The 18,773-nt window shown below is 42.9% G+C and carries 17 protein-coding genes; 16 read left to right on the forward strand and 1 reads right to left on the reverse strand.

The window, feature by feature from the left end; translation table 11 throughout:
- The first annotated feature begins 43 nt into the window (after positions 1-43).
- From AXI57_RS00395 to AXI57_RS00420, 6 genes are all read left to right on the forward strand, one after another.
- Positions 44-1,240 carry a S1C family serine protease gene (locus AXI57_RS00395; protein ID WP_003326117.1) on the forward strand — a complete coding sequence of 399 codons (1,197 nt, stop codon included), beginning with the start codon at positions 44-46 and terminating at the stop codon, positions 1,238-1,240.
- A 581-nt stretch (positions 1,241-1,821) separates the two neighbouring features.
- On the forward strand, positions 1,822-2,826 hold the full coding sequence (locus AXI57_RS00400) for a ThiF family adenylyltransferase (RefSeq protein WP_061668897.1): 1,005 nt from the start codon (positions 1,822-1,824) through the stop codon (positions 2,824-2,826).
- Positions 2,823-4,142 carry a periplasmic substrate-binding domain-containing protein gene (locus AXI57_RS00405; protein WP_061668898.1) on the forward strand — a complete coding sequence of 440 codons (1,320 nt, stop codon included), beginning with the start codon at positions 2,823-2,825 and terminating at the stop codon, positions 4,140-4,142. Before AXI57_RS00400 ends, AXI57_RS00405 begins: the two co-directional genes overlap by 4 nt.
- Positions 4,143-4,160: 18 nt before the next feature.
- Complete coding sequence (locus AXI57_RS00410) at positions 4,161-5,354, forward strand: MFS transporter (RefSeq protein ID WP_061668899.1); 1,194 nt, start codon at positions 4,161-4,163, stop codon at positions 5,352-5,354.
- A 24-nt stretch (positions 5,355-5,378) separates the two neighbouring features.
- Positions 5,379-7,004, forward strand: coding sequence for an ABC-F family ATP-binding cassette domain-containing protein (locus AXI57_RS00415; RefSeq protein WP_061668900.1), 1,626 nt, complete (start codon positions 5,379-5,381; stop codon positions 7,002-7,004).
- Between the two features lie 13 nt (positions 7,005-7,017).
- Positions 7,018-7,737 carry a cupin-like domain-containing protein gene (locus tag AXI57_RS00420; RefSeq protein ID WP_061668901.1) on the forward strand — a complete coding sequence of 240 codons (720 nt, stop codon included), beginning with the start codon at positions 7,018-7,020 and terminating at the stop codon, positions 7,735-7,737.
- 67 nt (positions 7,738-7,804) lie between these two features.
- Here the strand turns inward: AXI57_RS00420 and AXI57_RS00425 are convergent, their stop codons facing one another.
- Positions 7,805-9,190 (reverse strand): sigma-54 interaction domain-containing protein, encoded by a 1,386-nt coding sequence (locus AXI57_RS00425; RefSeq protein ID WP_061668902.1) that lies wholly within the window; start codon positions 9,188-9,190, stop codon positions 7,805-7,807.
- Positions 9,191-9,408: 218 nt separating this feature from the next.
- Here AXI57_RS00425 and AXI57_RS00430 point away from each other — a divergent pair, with 218 nt between their 5' ends.
- From AXI57_RS00430 to fdhA, 10 genes are all read left to right on the forward strand, one after another.
- Entirely contained in the window at positions 9,409-9,696 is a 288-nt protein-coding gene (locus AXI57_RS00430) for an autorepressor SdpR family transcription factor (RefSeq protein ID WP_061668903.1), read from the forward strand.
- A complete protein-coding gene (locus tag AXI57_RS00435; RefSeq protein ID WP_061668904.1) occupies positions 9,693-10,328 on the forward strand; it encodes an SdpI family protein in 636 nt (211 codons plus the stop codon). The genes AXI57_RS00430 and AXI57_RS00435 overlap by 4 nt, the downstream gene beginning before the upstream one ends.
- 332 nt (positions 10,329-10,660) lie before the next feature.
- Positions 10,661-11,866, forward strand: a complete 1,206-nt coding sequence (gene rocD, locus AXI57_RS00440; RefSeq protein WP_061571997.1) for an ornithine aminotransferase — start codon at positions 10,661-10,663, stop codon at positions 11,864-11,866.
- Between the two features lie 233 nt (positions 11,867-12,099).
- Complete coding sequence (locus AXI57_RS00445) at positions 12,100-13,503, forward strand: amino acid permease (protein WP_061668905.1); 1,404 nt, start codon at positions 12,100-12,102, stop codon at positions 13,501-13,503.
- A gap of 72 nt (positions 13,504-13,575) precedes the next feature.
- Entirely contained in the window at positions 13,576-14,466 is an 891-nt protein-coding gene (gene rocF, locus AXI57_RS00450; RefSeq protein WP_010790498.1) for an arginase, read from the forward strand.
- Between the two features lie 53 nt (positions 14,467-14,519).
- On the forward strand, positions 14,520-14,990 hold the full coding sequence (locus tag AXI57_RS00455; protein ID WP_061668906.1) for a GNAT family N-acetyltransferase: 471 nt from the start codon (positions 14,520-14,522) through the stop codon (positions 14,988-14,990).
- A gap of 215 nt (positions 14,991-15,205) precedes the next feature.
- The gene (locus tag AXI57_RS00460) at positions 15,206-15,955 is read left to right on the forward strand and encodes a hypothetical protein (RefSeq protein WP_013390712.1); all 750 of its coding nucleotides are present in this window, start codon (positions 15,206-15,208) and stop codon (positions 15,953-15,955) included.
- A gap of 62 nt (positions 15,956-16,017) precedes the next feature.
- A complete protein-coding gene (locus AXI57_RS00465; protein WP_061668907.1) occupies positions 16,018-17,193 on the forward strand; it encodes a hypothetical protein in 1,176 nt (391 codons plus the stop codon).
- Positions 17,194-17,247: 54 nt separating this feature from the next.
- Complete coding sequence (locus AXI57_RS21650; RefSeq protein ID WP_169800239.1) at positions 17,248-17,424, forward strand: hypothetical protein; 177 nt, start codon at positions 17,248-17,250, stop codon at positions 17,422-17,424.
- Positions 17,425-17,532: 108 nt separating this feature from the next.
- A complete protein-coding gene (gene fdhA / locus AXI57_RS00470) occupies positions 17,533-18,750 on the forward strand; it encodes a formaldehyde dehydrogenase, glutathione-independent (protein ID WP_141292154.1) in 1,218 nt (405 codons plus the stop codon).
- Positions 18,751-18,773 lie beyond the last annotated feature (23 nt).

The raw sequence follows: 18,773 nt of genomic DNA on the forward strand, positions 1-18,773 counted from the left end.
CCTACACTATAACCATATTTATGTTCTCTGAAAGGATTTGAATATGGTGGATTATAATCGTGACGATGAAAATTATGTTCCGGATCGGCCAAGGAGAGGCAAAAGAGGATATTTTCTTTCAAGCCTGATCGGCGTCATTGTCGGAGCTGTTTTGATGGCGCTTATGATGCCGTACCTGTCAAATTGGGGTTCTGAAACAGGAGAAACAAATCTCGGCGAGAACACCCAAGAACCGGTCCGTACAGTAAATGTAAGTGTGAATAATGCTGTCACAAAGGTTGTCAGCAATGTGTCTGAGGCTGTCGTCGGCGTAGTGAATATCCAGAAAACCGACTTTTGGGGAAAAAGCGGCGAGGCAGGAAGCGGTTCAGGCGTCATTTATAAGAAAAATGGGAATACCGCCTATGTAGTGACCAACCACCATGTGATAGAAGGCGCTTCTCAAATCGAAATCAGCCTGAAAGACGGATCGCGGGTGGCAGCAGAGCTTATTGGCAGCGACCAGCTGATGGATCTGGCGGTATTAAAGGTGAATAGCAATAAAATCAAGGCGGTCGCGCAGTTTGGGAACTCGGATAAAGTGAAGTCTGGAGAACCTGTCATCGCGATTGGAAACCCGTTAGGCCTTGAATTTGCCGGTTCGGTGACACAGGGTGTCATTTCAGGAACTGAACGTGCTGTGCCGGTTGATTCTAATGGCGACGGCCAGGCGGATTGGAATGCGGAGGTTCTGCAAACCGATGCTGCGATTAACCCGGGAAACAGTGGTGGCGCTTTACTGAATATTGACGGGAAAGTGATCGGCATTAATTCAATGAAAATCGCTGAGTCAGCGGTAGAGGGCATCGGCCTTTCCATTCCATCAAAGCTTGCCATACCTGTGATCGAGGATTTAGAGAAATACGGAGAAGTGAGGCGTCCTTATCTCGGAATTGAAATGAAATCACTGAGCGACATTGCCAGCTACCATTGGGAGGAAACGCTGAAGCTTCCTGAAAAGGTAACGTCAGGCGCAGTGGTAATGGGCGTATCCACATTATCGCCTGCCGGTAAAGCCGGGCTTAAGGAGCTTGATGTGATTACTGAGTTTGACGGTGAAAAGATAAGCGACATTGTCGATCTTCGTAAGCAGTTGTATCAGAAAAAAATCGGTGATCGGGTGAAGGTGAAGTTTTACCGGGCCGGTAAAGAAAAATCTGCGGAAATCAAGCTAACTGAAGCGGATAAATTAGGACGATAAAAAAGCAGTCTGGCGAAAACGCCAGGCTGTTTTGCTGTTTTATGAAAAGAACTGAACACGGGTCACACGTATTCAGGTAAAGAGGTATTTCAAAGCAGACATGAAGTATTTGAGTAAATGTTACACGTGAAACGGCTGATTTAGCTGCAAATGCTTCCGTTCTCAGCGTTTACTTTTACCGTTTGCTCTTTATGGTTGTGAGCGGTGTTTTTAATGATGTAAATGTATGTTCCATTTTGTTTTGATGCCCAGTGACAGACCAAACAGGGCTTTCCCTTACATAGGAAAGAAACGTTCCAGACGATCTTATATAGTAAATTATGAGTATAAATAAAGAGGGTAAAAAGATAGGAAACAAGCTCTTGAGTCTTTCATATTATATTTTAAAAATTCTGAAAAATGTGTTGATAATCCCTTAATTTGATATTATTATGAAATTGTTGGAAGCAGGGAGGTGTAAAACGATGAAGATTGAAGAACTTGATCTTGATACTGAAACTGCAAACTTGGTGCAACGTTGCTAGTTGAAAGCGACTCCCCTCTCTCTGGGGAGTTATTATCTTTTTGGGAGGTATAAAAAGATGCTAAACGACAGCAAACGAATGACATTCAAAGATGGCGTGCTGGTTTTAACCTATTCTACCCATATCATTATTCAATATCAAAAGGCGATTAAGCTTGAACCTTCGGCTAACGTTCTGAAAGTGATCGATAAGTTAAAAAACGGATGCTATGAAAAAGAGATATGTGAAGTGCTGGGGGAAGCTGATGGGATTCGGCTGGTCAGTGTATTACAGGGAATGGGTGCGCTGATAGAGGTGTGGGAGAACCAATATAAGGACCACATAGTAGAGAAGCAGCTTTATTATTTGGAGCAATTCGGAGAAAATCCTAATGACATCCAAAAGAAACTGGATCATAGTACTGTTGTGATCTTGGGGCTTGGCGGAGTAGGTTCTATCATTCTCCAGCATTTGGTTTCAGCCGGAGTGCAGCGTTTTATATTAATTGATTATGATGATGTATCTATACATAATTTGAACAGACAATTTGTTTATAACCGCTCTTCTGTCCGGAAGCCGAAAGTGGCCGAATGTCAGCAGTATATCTCTGGCATCAACAGCAAAGCAGAAGTGTCAGTATTTCATAAAGAGATCAAAGCAATGCCAGATCTCGATTTTCTGAACCCATATGGCATTGATATATTTGTAAATGCTGCCGACAAACCAATTGAAATATCAGAATGGGTGTATGGTTATTGCAAAAAGCGAAACATCGCATTTATAACTGGCGGTGTCGGTATTTCCAGCGGACAATGGGGACCGCTTTTGACCCCTGAATCATATCGGGCAGGCATAAGTTATGAAAAACATAAACACAAAGATCTTATCAGTATTTTTCCGTCTGAACCAATAAAGGGGTCATTGGGTGCGACAAATAGTATTATTTCATCATTCATGTCACATGATATTATTTCCTATTTGGCAGGAAACGCCCCTAAATCTATCAATACAAACATCAGTTTACACTTTGATCAATTGAAAATTACAGAGACAAAACTGAATACAAAGGAAAGCATCTCATGAAAAGGCTGAATCGTGCAGCAAGAAATGCTGACGAGCCGCTTAAAATAGAAATCGACAGCCTCCCCATTCAATTAAATCCTTTGATCACAAGCGATTATACCAGCAAGTTTATTTCCAGCATCATGTATGAATCCTTGCGCCACGGTTATAATTGCCGCATGACACACCAGCAGCATCAAATATATACTGTAAAGCTTCATCCTCATTATATCGGAGATGCAGAAAAACTCATTCACACCATAACATTTCATTTGATAAAAGAGAATCAAAGCCCGCATCTCACAAGTTTCCTATGCATTAAAAACGCGATACCTTTTGTCAAAGGGCTTATGCCGCCTGAGGAATTGGGACTGAAAGTGATGAACAAAAGAGAGTTTGAAGTCACCTTGGATGAACCATTTGAAGCTTTTCAAACCGTTTTGCAAAGCAGTTTTCTTATCCCTTCGGAACAGAATGGCGACGCTGTGGCAAACGGGCCCTACCGGCTGATTCATAAAGATGAAAAGGGGCTGGAATTTGAACGAAATCCGGAATATCAAATAACCCCGGCGGATCAAAATACCATCCGGTCCATTCATTTTGTCTTCAATGACAATTTAACAAAAAGCATTGAACTCTATGAAAACAGCAAAATTGACGTCACCTGCCATACTCAGTTCCACCATACAAATATGGATTATCGGACTTATATTGATTTTAAAGAAAGCAGTCTGCCCATGCTGTTCACGTTAAAGGTGAAAGACGGCATGATGCTGCGATTTATTAAAAATAATCTGAACAAGCAGCAATTGGCGCAAGACTTGAGGCACATTGTCATTCCGACAGACTCGCTGCTGGGAGTGAGCAGCAATATAAGAGAGAAACATGAAGAAATAGAGATCGTAAGAAATGAACCTGTCCGTATCGTATATGCTGATTATTACCCGAACGGTGAAATCATGGAGAAAGTCGCTGATATTGTAAGACAAAGCGGAATTGATGTTGTGATTCATAAAGTTTCAACATTTCATGAGTATTATCATTTGGATAAAAGGGTATTTGATATTGAACTTCACCTTTTTCTTCCAAATTATCTGCATTATATGAGTTATTTGAAATATTTTATTCATGATATTCCAGAAAAAAAGGTGAAGATTGACATCATTGAGTTCGCCAAGCATAAAAAAAAGAAGGAACTTTATGGTTTATTCGAGAATACAACACAATATTATCCAATTTGCTTTGGGAAAAGTCTGTATTTGCAAGATCCATGCATAGAAGGTTTTTATTTGAATCCGGACGGCCTCCTTTCTGTTCATGATTTGAAATGCAGATAGCTGGAAAGGGGTATTGAATTGAGAAATCGCAACTTGTTATACTTCTCAGGTTTTTTTGGGAACTTTTTTTTTGAAAGAGGAATATGGATTTTATATTTAACAAGCTTACATTATTCATTATTTCTCGTTGGCATTTTGCAGTCCGTATTAAATCTGGCTATGTTCTTATCGGAGATTCCGACCGGTATCATATCAGATAAAATCGGCAGGAAAAAATCGCTGCTGCTGGGACATTCCCTCATTATTATTTATTTAGCCATGTTTTTGCTGTTCCATGATTTTTGGATTCTATTATTGGCACACATTATTTATGGTGTAGGATTAACCTTTATTTCCGGGACTGACCATGCTTTTTTATATGATTCCTTAAAAACAAATGGAAAAGAAAAGCTTTATGGCAAATCGATCGGAACCTATAACGGTTTAGTTATTGTCGGATTGGCTATCGCCATGGGCGCCGGCGGATATTTGCAAGAACATTCATGGTCCTATGTCTTTATCGCGGGTATTCTGACACAGCTGATTGCAATGGCTGTTATTACTCAATTAAAGGAAATCCAATTTACGGACAGCGACGATCAAATGCAATCCGTAGGAACCATTGTGAATGAAGTGAGAGACTTTTTCAGACTCAACCGGGCTTTTAAATATTTGGTTACGTCTGTCTCCGTCTTTTTTGCCATTACGTCTGTTTTTTATATGTACGGGCAAGATTTATTAAGCCAAGAAGGCATCTCCGTACGTGATATATCTATTATTTTTGCGGGCTTATCCCTATTGCAGGCGATGTTTTCATTTTTATCGTCCAAGCCGGCAGAGAAATTCACTCCGAGACGTGTGTTAATCACGACATTTTGTATCATCGGAGTCCTGTATCTCTTTATTCCATTGAGCAGCATCTATATTACCGTTGCGGCTTTTGTTCTGATTAATGCGTTGTATGACATTATCGATCCTGTATCGAGCCAAGTGATTAATAATGAAATCCCATCCAAAACGAGGGCTACGCTGCTTTCCATTATCAGCTTAATGACATCGTTCATAATGTTTATCGCGTTCCCGCTAATCGGTTTCTTATCAGATTACTTCGATACTGCGTTGCTGCTGACTGTTATCGGTGTGTTATCCATCTTATTGTCGCTATTTATGCTTATCAGCTTTTATAAACAAAAAGCCAATATTTCCGTCCAACAAGAAAAAGTGGAGCTTTAGCGCTTCACTAAAGGATGATGATCATTGTTAAATGTCCATAATCTTACGGTAAATCTTGCGGGGGATTGTATATTTCAAAACGTATCATTTTTTATTAATGAAGGAGAAAAAATACTCATCGCCGGCCCAAACGGTTCAGGAAAAAGCACTCTCTTCAACGTTCTTGCCGGGCATCTGGATCCGGAGGAAGGGAATATCGCCATCAACAAAGGGGCGACTGTCGGTTTATTAAAGCAAATTGCAGAGCCGAAGCAAGACATGACGCTGTATCAATACCTGGAGACGTCATTTGAATCTCTCATGGAGATACAAAACGAGATGAAAGCCATTGAAGTGAAATTATCTGAGGCGCTGAGCGACCGCGAACTGACGAATCTCCTGGAGAAATACAGTAAATTAACAGAAATTTTCGAAAGAAATAACGGATACCAAATGCATACCATCATTGATGATGTTTGTAACGGGCTCAGCATAAGCCACCTGAAGGATCAGCCGTTCTCGAGTTTAAGCGGAGGCGAAAAAACAAAGGCAGGGCTTGCAGAGATCTTAATCCGGAATGATGACATCATTTTATTAGATGAACCGACCAACCATTTAGATGTACATGCGATTGAATGGCTGGAGAGTTTTATTAAAAAATCGGACAAAACCATTCTTTTTACAACCCATGATAAGACATTTGCGAATCAGGCAGCCATGAAGGTGCTGGAATTAGAAGACAAAGAACTGAGGATTTGGCCGTATGGCTTTAATGAATTTTTGAAAAAGAAAGAGGAATTCATTGTTGCACAATTTGAAAAATACGAAGAACAGCAGAAGAAAATTCAAAAAATGAAAGAATCAATCGCACAGCTAAGAGACTGGGCTAACCGTTCCAATCCGCCATCGATCGGTCTTCACAGACGGGCAAATAATATGGAAAAAGCATTAAAGCGCATAGAAATAATTAATAAACCGGTAAAAACAGAGCAAAAGCTGAAAAATGCTTTTCAAGAAGCCGGCATCGGATCAAAAGACATTGTGTTCATTGAAAACGGCACCGTCGCGCAAGGATCTGCCATGTTATATGAAAATCTGAACCTGAATATTAAACATAAGGACAGAGTCGGAATTGTCGGCAGAAACGGTGTCGGGAAAACCACACTCATCAGATGCATCATCGGCGAGAAACAACTGGCGGATGGCACGATAAAGATAGGTGAGAATTTAAAGATCGGATATATTGACCAAAAGAGCCATGTAGGCGATTCTAACCAAACGATCGTCCAATTTTTCAAAGAAAATCTGATGTCTGAGGAGGGGATGGCCCGGAATATTCTCGCGAAATACGGATTTTACGGTTCGTCTGTTTTTAAAAAGCTGTCCGTATTATCCGGCGGAGAAAGAATACGGTTAAAGCTGTCGATTTTAATGGAGAAGAAGTTAAATGTATTAATCTTGGACGAGCCGACCAACCATCTGGACATTGAATCTCAGGAAATTCTGGAAAACAGCCTGCAGCAGTTTCAAGGCACGGTTATTTGTGTATCTCATGATCGGCATTTATTGGAGAATTTCAATAAAATTTTATGGCTTGAAGACAAAAAAGTCACGGTATTTGTCGGCCCGTATAGCTATGCGAAAAACAAAAGGCGGTGTGCTGCCGAATAAAAGGGGTGTTTTGATGTTAATTGACAAGATCAGAATCGAAGACTTATCGTATGAGCGGTTTTTAAGTGATTATGCTGATAAAAAACCTTTTATCTTATTGGATGCGATGGAAAATTGGGAGTGCAGGCAATGGACGTTAGACTTTATTAAAGAAAAGTATGGCGACAGAATCGTAACCATCAGAAAATCTGATATTGAAGGAGTCAAAACGTTTAAACAAGTCAGGCTCGCCAATTACATTGAGCATATTCACGACAATGAGGATCGTTGGTACTGTGATTGGAACTTTACGGCTCTTAATCAAAAGGATCTCGATCTTGTCTATTCATCCCCTGATTACTTTACTAAAGATACGTTAAGAGTAGATGATGAGACAGGCCAGGATTTTAAATGGTTTTTTCTCGGGTCTGAACAAACAGGCACGCCGCTTCACCAAGACTTTAACAAAACGCATGCTTGGAATGCCGTCATCTTCGGCCAAAAGGATTGGGTGTTTTTCCATCCGGATGATACGCCGTATTTATATGAAGGAAATATCAACGTCTTTGATCAAGAGGATATGGAGCAGAAAACGCTCGTAAAGCAGGCAACACCGATATACTTTTCTCAAAAGCCGGGGGAAATCATTTATGCGCCCCGCAATTGGTGGCACCAGGTTGTAAATGCAGAACACACGTTAGCTGTGAGTGAGAATTTCTGGTTCAAACAAGAACAGCTCATTCAACAGGGCTGATAAAGGATGAAAAGGGCTGTGAACGCTATGCAGCCCTTTTTTTGCGGGATAAAAGCCTTTCTGAATGCTACTCTTTGCCATGCAGAGCGAATTTTTTCAGGCGGTATTGCAGGCTTTGTCTGCTGACGCCCAGCTCATTGGCCGTTTGCGAAATGTTGTAACTGTGTTTTCTTAAAATTTTCTCAATGATATATTTTTCAAAGCTTTCCATCTTCCCTTTTAAATCTGCCCCAGGCTGCGGATCAGCGGTATTTTCTGATGGCTTATCAGCGGGTTGGATTTTCATGCGGTATTGATACGGCAGATGGGCAAACGTAATCATTTCTTCGTCTGTTATAAAATTCATCGCCCCTTCGATCATATGCTCAAGCTCGCGAATATTTCCCGGCCAATCATATGAAAGGAAAAATTGTTTTACCTCTTCACTCAGATCTTTTACATTCATTTGAAATAAGTGATTGTTCGTCTGTATGAATTCCGAAGCGAGCAGCAAAATATCCTCTTTCCGTTCACGAAGCGGCGGAATAATCAGTGTGACCACACTCAGCCTGTAATACAAGTCTTTACGAAGCCGCTCTCCGGCAATGGCGTCAATCGGATCTTCATTCATCGTGGCGATAATCCGGACATCAATCGGCGTATCCTGGACAGAGCCGATGCGTCTGATTTTCTTTTCTTGAATGGCGCGAAGTAATTTCGCCTGCAAACTGAGATTCAGAGAATTGATTTCATCTAACAGAAGTGTTCCTCCATTGGCTTGTTCAAACAGGCCGGGCTGGTCAACCGCTCCTGTAAATGCCCCTTTTTTCGTTCCGAATAAAATGCTCTCGACAAGACTGTCAGGCAAGGCCGCGCAGTTTTGTGAAATAAACGGGCGGCCCGATCGCTGGCTGCCGTTATGTATGCTCTGAGCAAATAATTCTTTTCCGGTGCCTGTTTCGCCTGCAAGCAGCACAGACGAGGAGGTGCGGGTCGCGCGTTTCGCATTTTCGATGACCTCCTGAATCGCCGGGCTGTCGCCGAGAATGCTGTCAAACGTGTAGCTGTTCTGTTCTTTTCTGTGCATGTTCTCTCTGATCAGACGCTCCAGCTTCGTCACATCCTTTGCGATCTCTACCGCGCCTTTGATCTCGCCGTCCTTCACAATCGGGAAGGTGTGGTTGATCGTCGTAATTTCCTGGCCTTTATTATTGAAATAGCTTTGTTTCACGTTTTTAATCGTTTTTCCTTCCTGTAGAGCCTGTACAAGGGTGCTGTCCTGCTGATTCGAAAACATAAATACATCAGTCAGGTTTTTATGCAGGACGTCCTGTTCGTCCATATCTTCAATCTGCATCATTTTCTTATTGTAAATGACGGTGCTGCCTTGATCGTCTACCACATGCAGACCGACATCGATTTCCTCCAGAATGCTTTCTAAAACCAGTGTGAAAAATTCGCTGTTTGTGTGCAGAAGAATCCCCCCTTATAATCGTCTTAACATTCATTATTTTAAAATAAATAATGAAGGAAATGCAAAAAAATTTTGCGCTTATCTGTTTAAATAAAAACTTTTTTAATAAAACAAAATAATTGGAAACTGAGTAAATATATCTATTTACAATTTAAGGGAAACACATTAATATTTAGATGATTACCTAAATATCTAAATGTGTGAGAGGGGGAAAGTTTTTGAATAAAGCTTTTAAAGCACTCGCCGATCCCACTAGGAGAAAGATTTTAGATTTATTAAAGAAACAAGATTTGACAGCTGGGGAAATTGCAGAACACTTTGAAATGTCAAAACCTAGTATTTCTCATCATCTTAACATATTGAAGAATACTGATTTAGTTCTCGATGAGAAGAAAGGTCAATTTATTATCTATTCATTAAATACCACTGTATTACAGGATCTTATAGGCTGGTTCTTTTCCCTAACTGATTCAGAACATGATAAGAAGAAAGGTGGAGAATCATGAAAAAATATCTCTTTTCGGTAGTTATCATTGTTTTAACCATTTTAACATGGGTTTTCACATATTCATCTTTACCAAACGATTTGGTGACACACTGGGGAATAAATGGAGATGCAGATGATTACTCTTCGAAATTTAATGCAATGATGACGTTTATTGGCATAATGATTATTCAATATATTTTAATGGTAATCATCCCTAAGATTGATCCTAAAAATAACTACAAAACATTTATGCGCCCATATATGGCTATATTTAATACAATGTTTGCGGTTCTGTTTATAATTAACCTTATTACCATTTTGATTGGACTAGGATACGATCTCCCTATACCTTATTTAGGAAGCTTTGTATCGGGGGCGATTTTCATGGTGTTTGGAAACTTTATTCAGAAAGTTAAGCCTAATTTCTTTTTGGGGATTAGAACACCATGGACGTTGAGCAATGAAAGGGTTTGGAAGGATACACATAGAGTTAGTTCAAAACTTTTTGTCCTAGCAGGAGTTATCATTATGCTTACTGCATTTTTTCCATCAACTTATAAAGAATCAATAATTTTCATTGCTGCAATTGGCTGTATTATATTATCAATAGTAAGCTCCTATTTTATATATCAGAGACAGTTGAATAAATGAAACTTTAATGTGAATTAAGGAAAAACGAAAATGGCTATGATGATGTTTCATCATAGTAAAAGGAGCAATCCCCAATTGGATGGCTCCTTTTCTTGTTGAGTTATAACTGTTTAGTTTGCTTTTAAATGAATTTCTTCATAATTAAAACGAGAAATGCAAAAAAATTTTGCGCTTATTCTTTCTTTGCACATAAACTGCCTGAAATTTTTGCAGGAAAACCGAGAATTTTGACGAAAAACCTCATTCTTTCGCTTTGGCACGGAACTTGCATTTATAAAAAAGGGAAAGCAGCATAACATGTTGAATCACACATTACAGGGGGAATGAGTATTATGTCAGCTTTATCAAAATCTCAAGAAATCATCAGCCAAACTTCACATTTTGGGGCAAACAACTATCATCCGCTTCCGATTGTTATTTCTGAAGCGCTCGGTGCATGGGTGAAGGACCCTGAGGGTAATGAATATATGGATATGTTAAGCGCTTATTCGGCTGTCAATCAGGGGCACAGACATCCGAAAATCATTCAGGCATTAAAGGATCAAGCCGATAAAATCACGCTCACTTCACGTGCGTTTCACAATGATCAGCTGGGACCGTTTTATGAAAAGACAGCCAAGCTGACGGGTAAAGACATGATATTGCCAATGAATACAGGAGCCGAAGCTGTTGAATCCGCCATCAAAGCGGCAAGACGCTGGGCTTATGAGGTAAAAGGGGTAGCGGACAATCAGGCGGAAATTATCGCGTGTGTCGGAAACTTCCACGGCCGGACAATGCTGGCGGTTTCTCTTTCTTCTGAAGAAGAATATAAACGGGGATTTGGCCCGATGCTTCCTGGGATTAAGCTGATTCCATACGGAGACGCAGAAGCGCTGCGACAAGCGATTACGCCGAATACAGCAGCCTTCCTATTTGAACCGATTCAAGGAGAAGCGGGGATTGTGATACCGCCTGAAGGCTTTTTACAAGAAGCGGCGGCTATTTGTAAGGAGGAGCAAGTGCTGTTTATTGCTGACGAAATTCAGACAGGGCTCGGCCGTACCGGCAAAACCTTCGCCTGTGATTGGGAAAACATTGTGCCGGATATGTATATCTTGGGGAAAGCGCTTGGCGGCGGCGTATTTCCAATCTCATGCATTGCGGCGAACCGTGATATTCTGAATGTGTTCAACCCAGGCTCACACGGCTCTACTTTTGGCGGCAATCCCCTCGCTTGCGCTGTATCTATCGCCTCTCTTGAAGTTCTGGAGGATGAGAAGCTTGCTCAGCGTTCACTGGAGCTGGGAGACTATTTTAAAGCTGAACTAGAGCAAATTGATAATCCGATGATAAAAGAAATCCGCGGAAGAGGCCTTTTCATCGGGGTGGAACTGACAGAAGCTGCGCGCCCTTATTGTGAGCGATTGAAAGAAGAAGGATTATTATGCAAGGAAACGCATGAAACCGTTATCCGATTCGCTCCGCCGTTAATCATTTCTAAAGAGGATTTGGACTGGGCGATCGAAAAAATTAAACACGTGCTGAAAAAAGCATAAATCCGCTTAAGCTCGCGATATTCACAGCATCTGTATAAATTTTCAATAACAAATTAGCCACTCACTATTTGCGCAGCTTCAGTATTTTAGTATAATGTATCTTTATGTATTAAAATGAATTTGATATTAAATAGATAACAGATAGAGGCTCTTTGGACAGCAAACTGACATCAGCACGATAGGCGGGTGTTACAGCTTAGATCCAATACAAGTTGCTGAAAGGGTGCAGATATGTGAATACGAAACAACAAGAAGCAAATCAACTCAAAAGGACGATGAAATCACGGCATTTGTTCATGATTTCATTGGGAGGAGTCATAGGGACCGGTTTTTTCCTTGGAACCGGTTATACCATAAATGAAGCGGGGCCGCTCGGTGCGGTTCTGTCTTATTTAACAGGCGGTTTTATCATGTACCTGACGATGCTCTGTTTAGGAGAGCTCGCGGTCGCCTTGCCGGTATCAGGATCGTTTCAGACCTACGCGACAAAATTTATCAGCCCGGCCTTTGGTTTTGCGGTGGGGTGGATTTATTGGCTCGGCTGGGCGGTTACGGTCGCTTTGGAGTTTTTGTCGGCGGGCCAGTTAATGCTCCGCTGGTTTCCGCATGTCGGAGTGTGGGTGTGGTGCCTCGTATTCGGAGGATTGCTGTTCCTGCTGAATGCGTTGACCGCTAAAGCATTTGGTGAATCGGAATTTTGGTTCTCAGGCATTAAAATTCTCGTCATCTTACTCTTCATTTTTCTTGGCGGAGCTGCCATGTTTGGCCTTATAGACTTAAAAGGCGGACAAGAAGCGCCTTTATTCTCTCATTTTTATGAGGACGGGTTATTTCCTAACGGAATCCAGGCTATGCTGATTACGATGATTACCGTGAATTTCGCCTTCCAAGGGACCGAATTAATCGGGATCGCCGCGGGAGAAAGTGAAAATCCGGAAAAAACCGTTCCCCGGTCTATCAGACAGACCGTTTGGAGAACCCTGATCTTTTTCGTATTATCGGTTGCGATTATTGCCGGAATGATTCCTTGGAAACAAGCCGGTGTCGTGGAAAGTCCGTTTGTCGTAGTATTTGATCAAATCGGAATTCCGTACGCGGCTGATATGATGAACTTTGTCATTTTGATCGCCCTGCTATCAGTGGCCAATTCCGGGTTATTTGCATCCACGCGGATCATGTACTCTATGGCGAATGACGGACAAGCATTTGCGTTTTTAGGAAGAGCCAATAAACGGGGGATTCCGATGAACGCGCTTTTGGTGACATTGCTGTTCGCCAGTCTTTCTCTGCTTTCAAGCGTTGCGGCTAAGGATACTTTATATATCTGGCTGTTGTCGATGGCGGGAATGAGTGCGCAGGTCGGATGGATCACCATTACGCTGTCCCAATTGATGTTCAGACGAAAATATATCCGTGACGGCGGAAAAGTAGAAGACTTAAAGTTTAAAACGCCGCTTTACCCGATTGTGCCGATTGTCGGCTTAACATTAAACACGATTGTTCTCATAAGCCTTGCTTTTGACTCAGAACAGCGTATGGCTCTGTATTGCGGCATTCCTTTTATGGTAATATGTGTGGTTATTTATCATCTATTTATCAAAAAACGCCAGCAGGCAAATAAACAACTAGAAATCTAATCATTTTTGTCCAAGTCATCTTTGCTGTTACCCGCACAGGACAACATCATATATGTTGAGGTGGAATTACAGATGAATAAGCAAATTTCAATTATTGGAATGCCAATGGATTTAGGACAAGCACGACGCGGAGTTGACATGGGGCCGAGTGCGATACGATATGCCCATCTTATCGAACGGTTATCAGAAATGGGTTATTCGGTTGAAGACCTCGGCGACATCCCGATCAACCGCGAAAATATTAAAAATGACCAAGAACTGAAAAACTTACATTCCGTACTGGCGGGGAATGAAAAGCTCGCCCAAATGGTCAACAATGTCATTGAAGAACAAAAATTTCCGATGGTCCTAGGCGGCGACCACAGCATCGCCATCGGCACGCTGGCCGGTACGGCAAAGCATTACGATAAGCTCGGCGTCATTTGGTATGACGCACACGGCGATTTGAATACGCTTGAAACATCACCATCAGGCAATATTCACGGGATGCCGCTTGCCGTCAGCCTTGGCATCGGCCATGAGTCATTGGTGAATCTGGAAGGCTACGCGCCGAAGATCAAACCGGAAAACGTCGTCATTATCGGAGCCCGTTCACTAGATGAAGGAGAGCGCAAGTATATCAAGGAAAGCGGTATGAAGGTATACACCATGCATGAAATCGACCGCCTTGGCATGACAAAGGTCATCGAAGAAACCCTTGATTACCTGTCAGACTGTGACGGCGTCCACCTCAGCCTTGATTTAGACGGACTCGATCCAAGCGATGCACCGGGTGTCGGCACCCCTGTCGTCGGCGGCATCAGCTACAGAGAGAGCCACCTGGCTATGGAAATGCTGTACGATGCGGGGATCATTACTTCCGCTGAATTTGTAGAAGTGAATCCGATCCTGGATCACAAAAACAAAACCGGAAATGCAGCAGTTGAGCTTGCTGAATCATTGCTGGGCAAAAAATTGCTATAAAAAGAAAACCTCCGTCTGCACGGAGGTTTTTTTATGAAATAGGAGGAGGAAGTATGCCGATCACATTGAAGCCGATGGAGGAAAGTGAATTCCAGGCTTTCTGCGCGTATTCAAATCAACACTATGCGAAGGAAAAAATAACAGCAGGTACATGGACAGAAGAGGATGCAGATGAGAAAGCAAAGGCCGCCTTCTGCCATCTTTTACCAGAAGGCTTACAAACACAGCATCACCGCCACTGGACCATCACACGCAATGAGACGGAATCCATCGGCTGGCTGTGGCTGTATATTGATCCGATTCATCCGCAGCGAGCAGCCTTTATCTACGGCTTTGGCTTGTATGAGCCATACAGGGGACAGGGCTTAGCCAAACAAGCGCTGGCCGCATTAGACGCCAAGGCGAAGGAGCTGGGCGTCAAAAAACTGTCTTTGCATGTGTTTGCCCATAATGAAACAGCACGGCGGCTTTACGAACATACCGGCTATACCGAAACAGATATCAGCATGAGCAAGGAACTATGATGGGAAGAGAGGGCTGCGTCAGAAAAGTCCTCTCTTTTCTTTATGTCCTTTGTCAGACTATCTCTAAAGAATCATTTTAGCCCATCTCGATTTATCCTGTGTACAAGAAATATTTTTAAAAAATTGTAAATTTAATAGACTATTTGTAATAATCTGATATTATAATGAATATATGGAACTTAATTTCCATTAAAACAATGAAAAGAGGCGATGTAATGAAAAGAAAATCGAAGGTTTATGGCGTGATCCTATCCTTCACTCTGGCTCTTACTCTCACCACACCACTGTCAAACGCGCAAGCCGCAAAAACGTCAGCAGACTATCCTTATGCCGAAGAAATAGCTGCACTCCAGCCAGGCACCACTCCTGAAGAAGTCATCCAATCTGCAAAACAGCTCGCAAAACAGGAGAACGTAAAAACAGAAGCCATCCTCAAACAATTCCATCAAGAGATCACCGCTGACAAAGCCGAAGGAGACAAAATCGCCAAAAAAAGCTACTCGACCATGGGCGGCTCCTCAGGCTCGAAAAAACTGCCGAAAAGCTCCAAAGGGAACATTTATTATACCAACTCTTACACAGCCTACTATAACCACGGACATGTCGGAATGTATTCCGCCGCGGACAAAATTGTTGAATCTGTACCCGGTGACGGAGTCAGACAGATTGCCTACAACGCCAGAGATGTAGAGGATAACTCCATCGTGCAAAGCGTCAGCGTCACATCCTCCCAAAAAACAGCCGCAGCCGACTGGGCGGTATCCAAGGTCGGAGATGCGTACTCTTTTAACTTTATCAACAACAGAAACACAGGACATGACGGCGCGAAAAACTGTTCCAAATTATTATGGTCCGCCTTCTTGCTGAAAGCGGGTATTGATATTGACAGCAACGGAGGAGCCGGGGTGTATCCGCGTGACATCACAAGCTCCTCATATACAACAACCATTGCGACCATTAACTAAATAAACAGATGGAAAGCCTGAAAAGCGGTTCTTTTTGGGCTTTCCATCTTAAGGAGAGGGCAATGAAGAAAAAATCATGGTGGATCATCTTGCTCAGCATTGTCATCGCCGCGTCTGCCGCAGTCGCCATATACGCATCATCAGCCGAAAAAGGCTACATCGCCGTGGATAAAAAGGATCTGAAGCAGAAGGACTTTCTGGATGATAAGGACGCACTGCTTTACTTTTCCACCGCTGCTGATCAGGATACATTTGGCGGTGGAAAAAGCTATGCCCTATTTGCCGGCCAAAACGGCAGCCTGTCTTCTTTTAAGATGAGGGGGCTTGAACAAGGCTCTGCCGGCGTAAATGGCGAGAGTGTCATGCTGGAGGATAAAAAAACGATTTTCACAATTAAAAACGGGCTTACAGCCTATGACAGAACGTATCAGCATACAGGAGACAGCGCCGGCTATGTTGGAGACCAAAACGGCTTCTACACCCTGTATAACTCCGGATTTGATAAAGACGGCAATCACTACCGCTCAGAACTCTACCGCCAATTCAACGGGAAATGGAAAAAGGACGTCATCCCCTTCTACATCCGCGCTTCCGGATTTGACGGCGATTCCATCTATGCGCTGATTCCGACGGATGATGAAAAAGGATACAAGATACTGAAAATACGAACTGACCAAAAAGACCTTACCTATGAAACGATAGCGGAATGGACCTACAAAGAAGGAACTTCGGTCGAATCCCAGCTCGCGGCTGATCAGGAATCGGTCCATTTTGTCGTACGGGGTGAAAAAGCGGACAATATCTATCAAATGGTCAAAGTCGATAAAAAAAGCGGCAAAGTTGAACTTCATGACATCGCCACATACAAAAAAGACGAACAAGTTCTATACGACTCCATGCCGTTCAGCTTCAAAAAAAGCTTTTTCTCCTATCAAAAGCATCTTTATTTCATCGACGGCTTCGGCAAAGTCTATCAAATCAACTCCCAAACAGGTAAAAGCAAAGCCGCTTTTACGCTTTCCCAAGAAAAAATGAAATCTGATTTCAAAGAGATTCACAGAAAAGGCGACAAACTCTATTTCTTCACATACAGCTACAACAAACCCGCAAGCATTGAGCAATATAGCTTGAAAACAGGGAAGAAGCTTAATGATAAAGAAATAGAAGATGTAAAAAAAGTCGTGACCCCGAAAAGCCATTTGAAGCTTTATGATTTTCAGGTGTTGAAGGGTTTTTGATAGAAAGTACAAAGGGAATATAGACAAAAGGAGATGATGGGAAGGAGAAATAACATGAGCAAAAAACGTGTCATACTGCTGGCAGCCATGATCACCCTGACCTCAACAGCCACCGTGTTTCTTTTAAATAGAGGAAAAACCGATTGGTTTGACATCATCGGCACAATTATCGCTTGTTTGACATGCGTTTTGATTGCTTTGAAGATAGAGAAAAAAGAGAAAAAGCAGTGATGATAAAGGGAAAACGTGATCCCGGACCGAAATCATCTGAAAAGCGGGATTGCCGATTTGGCAGAAATCCAAGCGAATTCTATTTTTATATAAGTTCTAAAGGGAGGAATGGCGTTGTCAGCGAACAAAGCGGTTGTGTATAAAGGAAATGGAAACGTGGCGGTGGAAGACATCGGATATCCGGAATTAATTCTGAGGGACGGGCCCGGCGTTCCGAAAGCAAATGTCAATCGGAAATGTGAGCACGGCGTGATTCTGAAGGTCATCACCACCAACATCTGCGGAAGCGATCAGCACATGGTGAGAGGACGGACGACAGCGCCGGAAGGCTTAGTGCTCGGGCATGAAATCACCGGTGAGGTTATTGAAGCCGGCCGGGATGTTGAATTTATCAAAAAAGGCGACATCGTATCCGTTCCCTTCAATATTGCCTGCGGACGCTGTGTCATGTGCAAGACGCAGAAAACGCATGTCTGCCTCAACGTAAATCCGGATCGGCCGGGATCGGCTTACGGCTACGTTGATATGGGCGGATGGGTCGGCGGACAGTCCGAATACGTCATGGTGCCGTACGCCGATTTTCAGCTTTTGGTATTCCCGGATAAAGAACAGGCGTTAGAGAAAATTCTCGATTTGACCATGCTGTCCGACATTTTTCCGACCGGATTTCACGGCGCATATACAGCGGGTGTCCAAACCGGATCAACAGTCTATATCGCGGGAGCGGGGCCAGTCGGTTTAGCAGCCGCACACTCCGCCCAGCTTCTCGGCGCTTCTACAGTCATTGTCGGCGATTTGAACGAAGACAGGCTGGCACAGGCGAGAAGTTTCGGCTGTGAAACCGTCAACGTGCAAAAACACGACCGCCTCGGCGAGCAAATTGAACAAATATTAGGTGAACCGACCGTTGATGCCGCCGTCGATTGCGTTGGGTTTGAAGCAACAGGACACGGCAATCAAGGGGAAGCCCCCGCCGCGGTGCTGAACTCCATTATGGATGTCACCCAAGTCGGCGGAAGCCTCGGCATTCCGGGCCTATATGTCACTGAAGACCCGGGCTCAAGCGACGCAGACGCCAAAAAAGGCTCATTAAAAATCCGATTCGGCCTAGGCTGGGCAAAAGCCCATACCTTCGTCACCGGACAAACACCGGCCATGAAGTATAACCGCAATCTCATGAAAGCGATCCTGAGCGGCAGAGCGCAAATCGCAAAAGCCGTCAACGCCACCGTCATTTCTCTGGACGACGCGCCAAAAGGCTACAGCGACTTTGACAAAGGAGCGGCGAAGAAATTTGTGATTGATCCGCATGGAACATTGAACTAAATCAAGAGGGAAAGCCGGACGTT

Origin of the sequence: Bacillus atrophaeus (assembly GCF_001584335.1) — a bacterium.
Lineage (GTDB): Bacteria > Bacillota > Bacilli > Bacillales > Bacillaceae > Bacillus > Bacillus atrophaeus.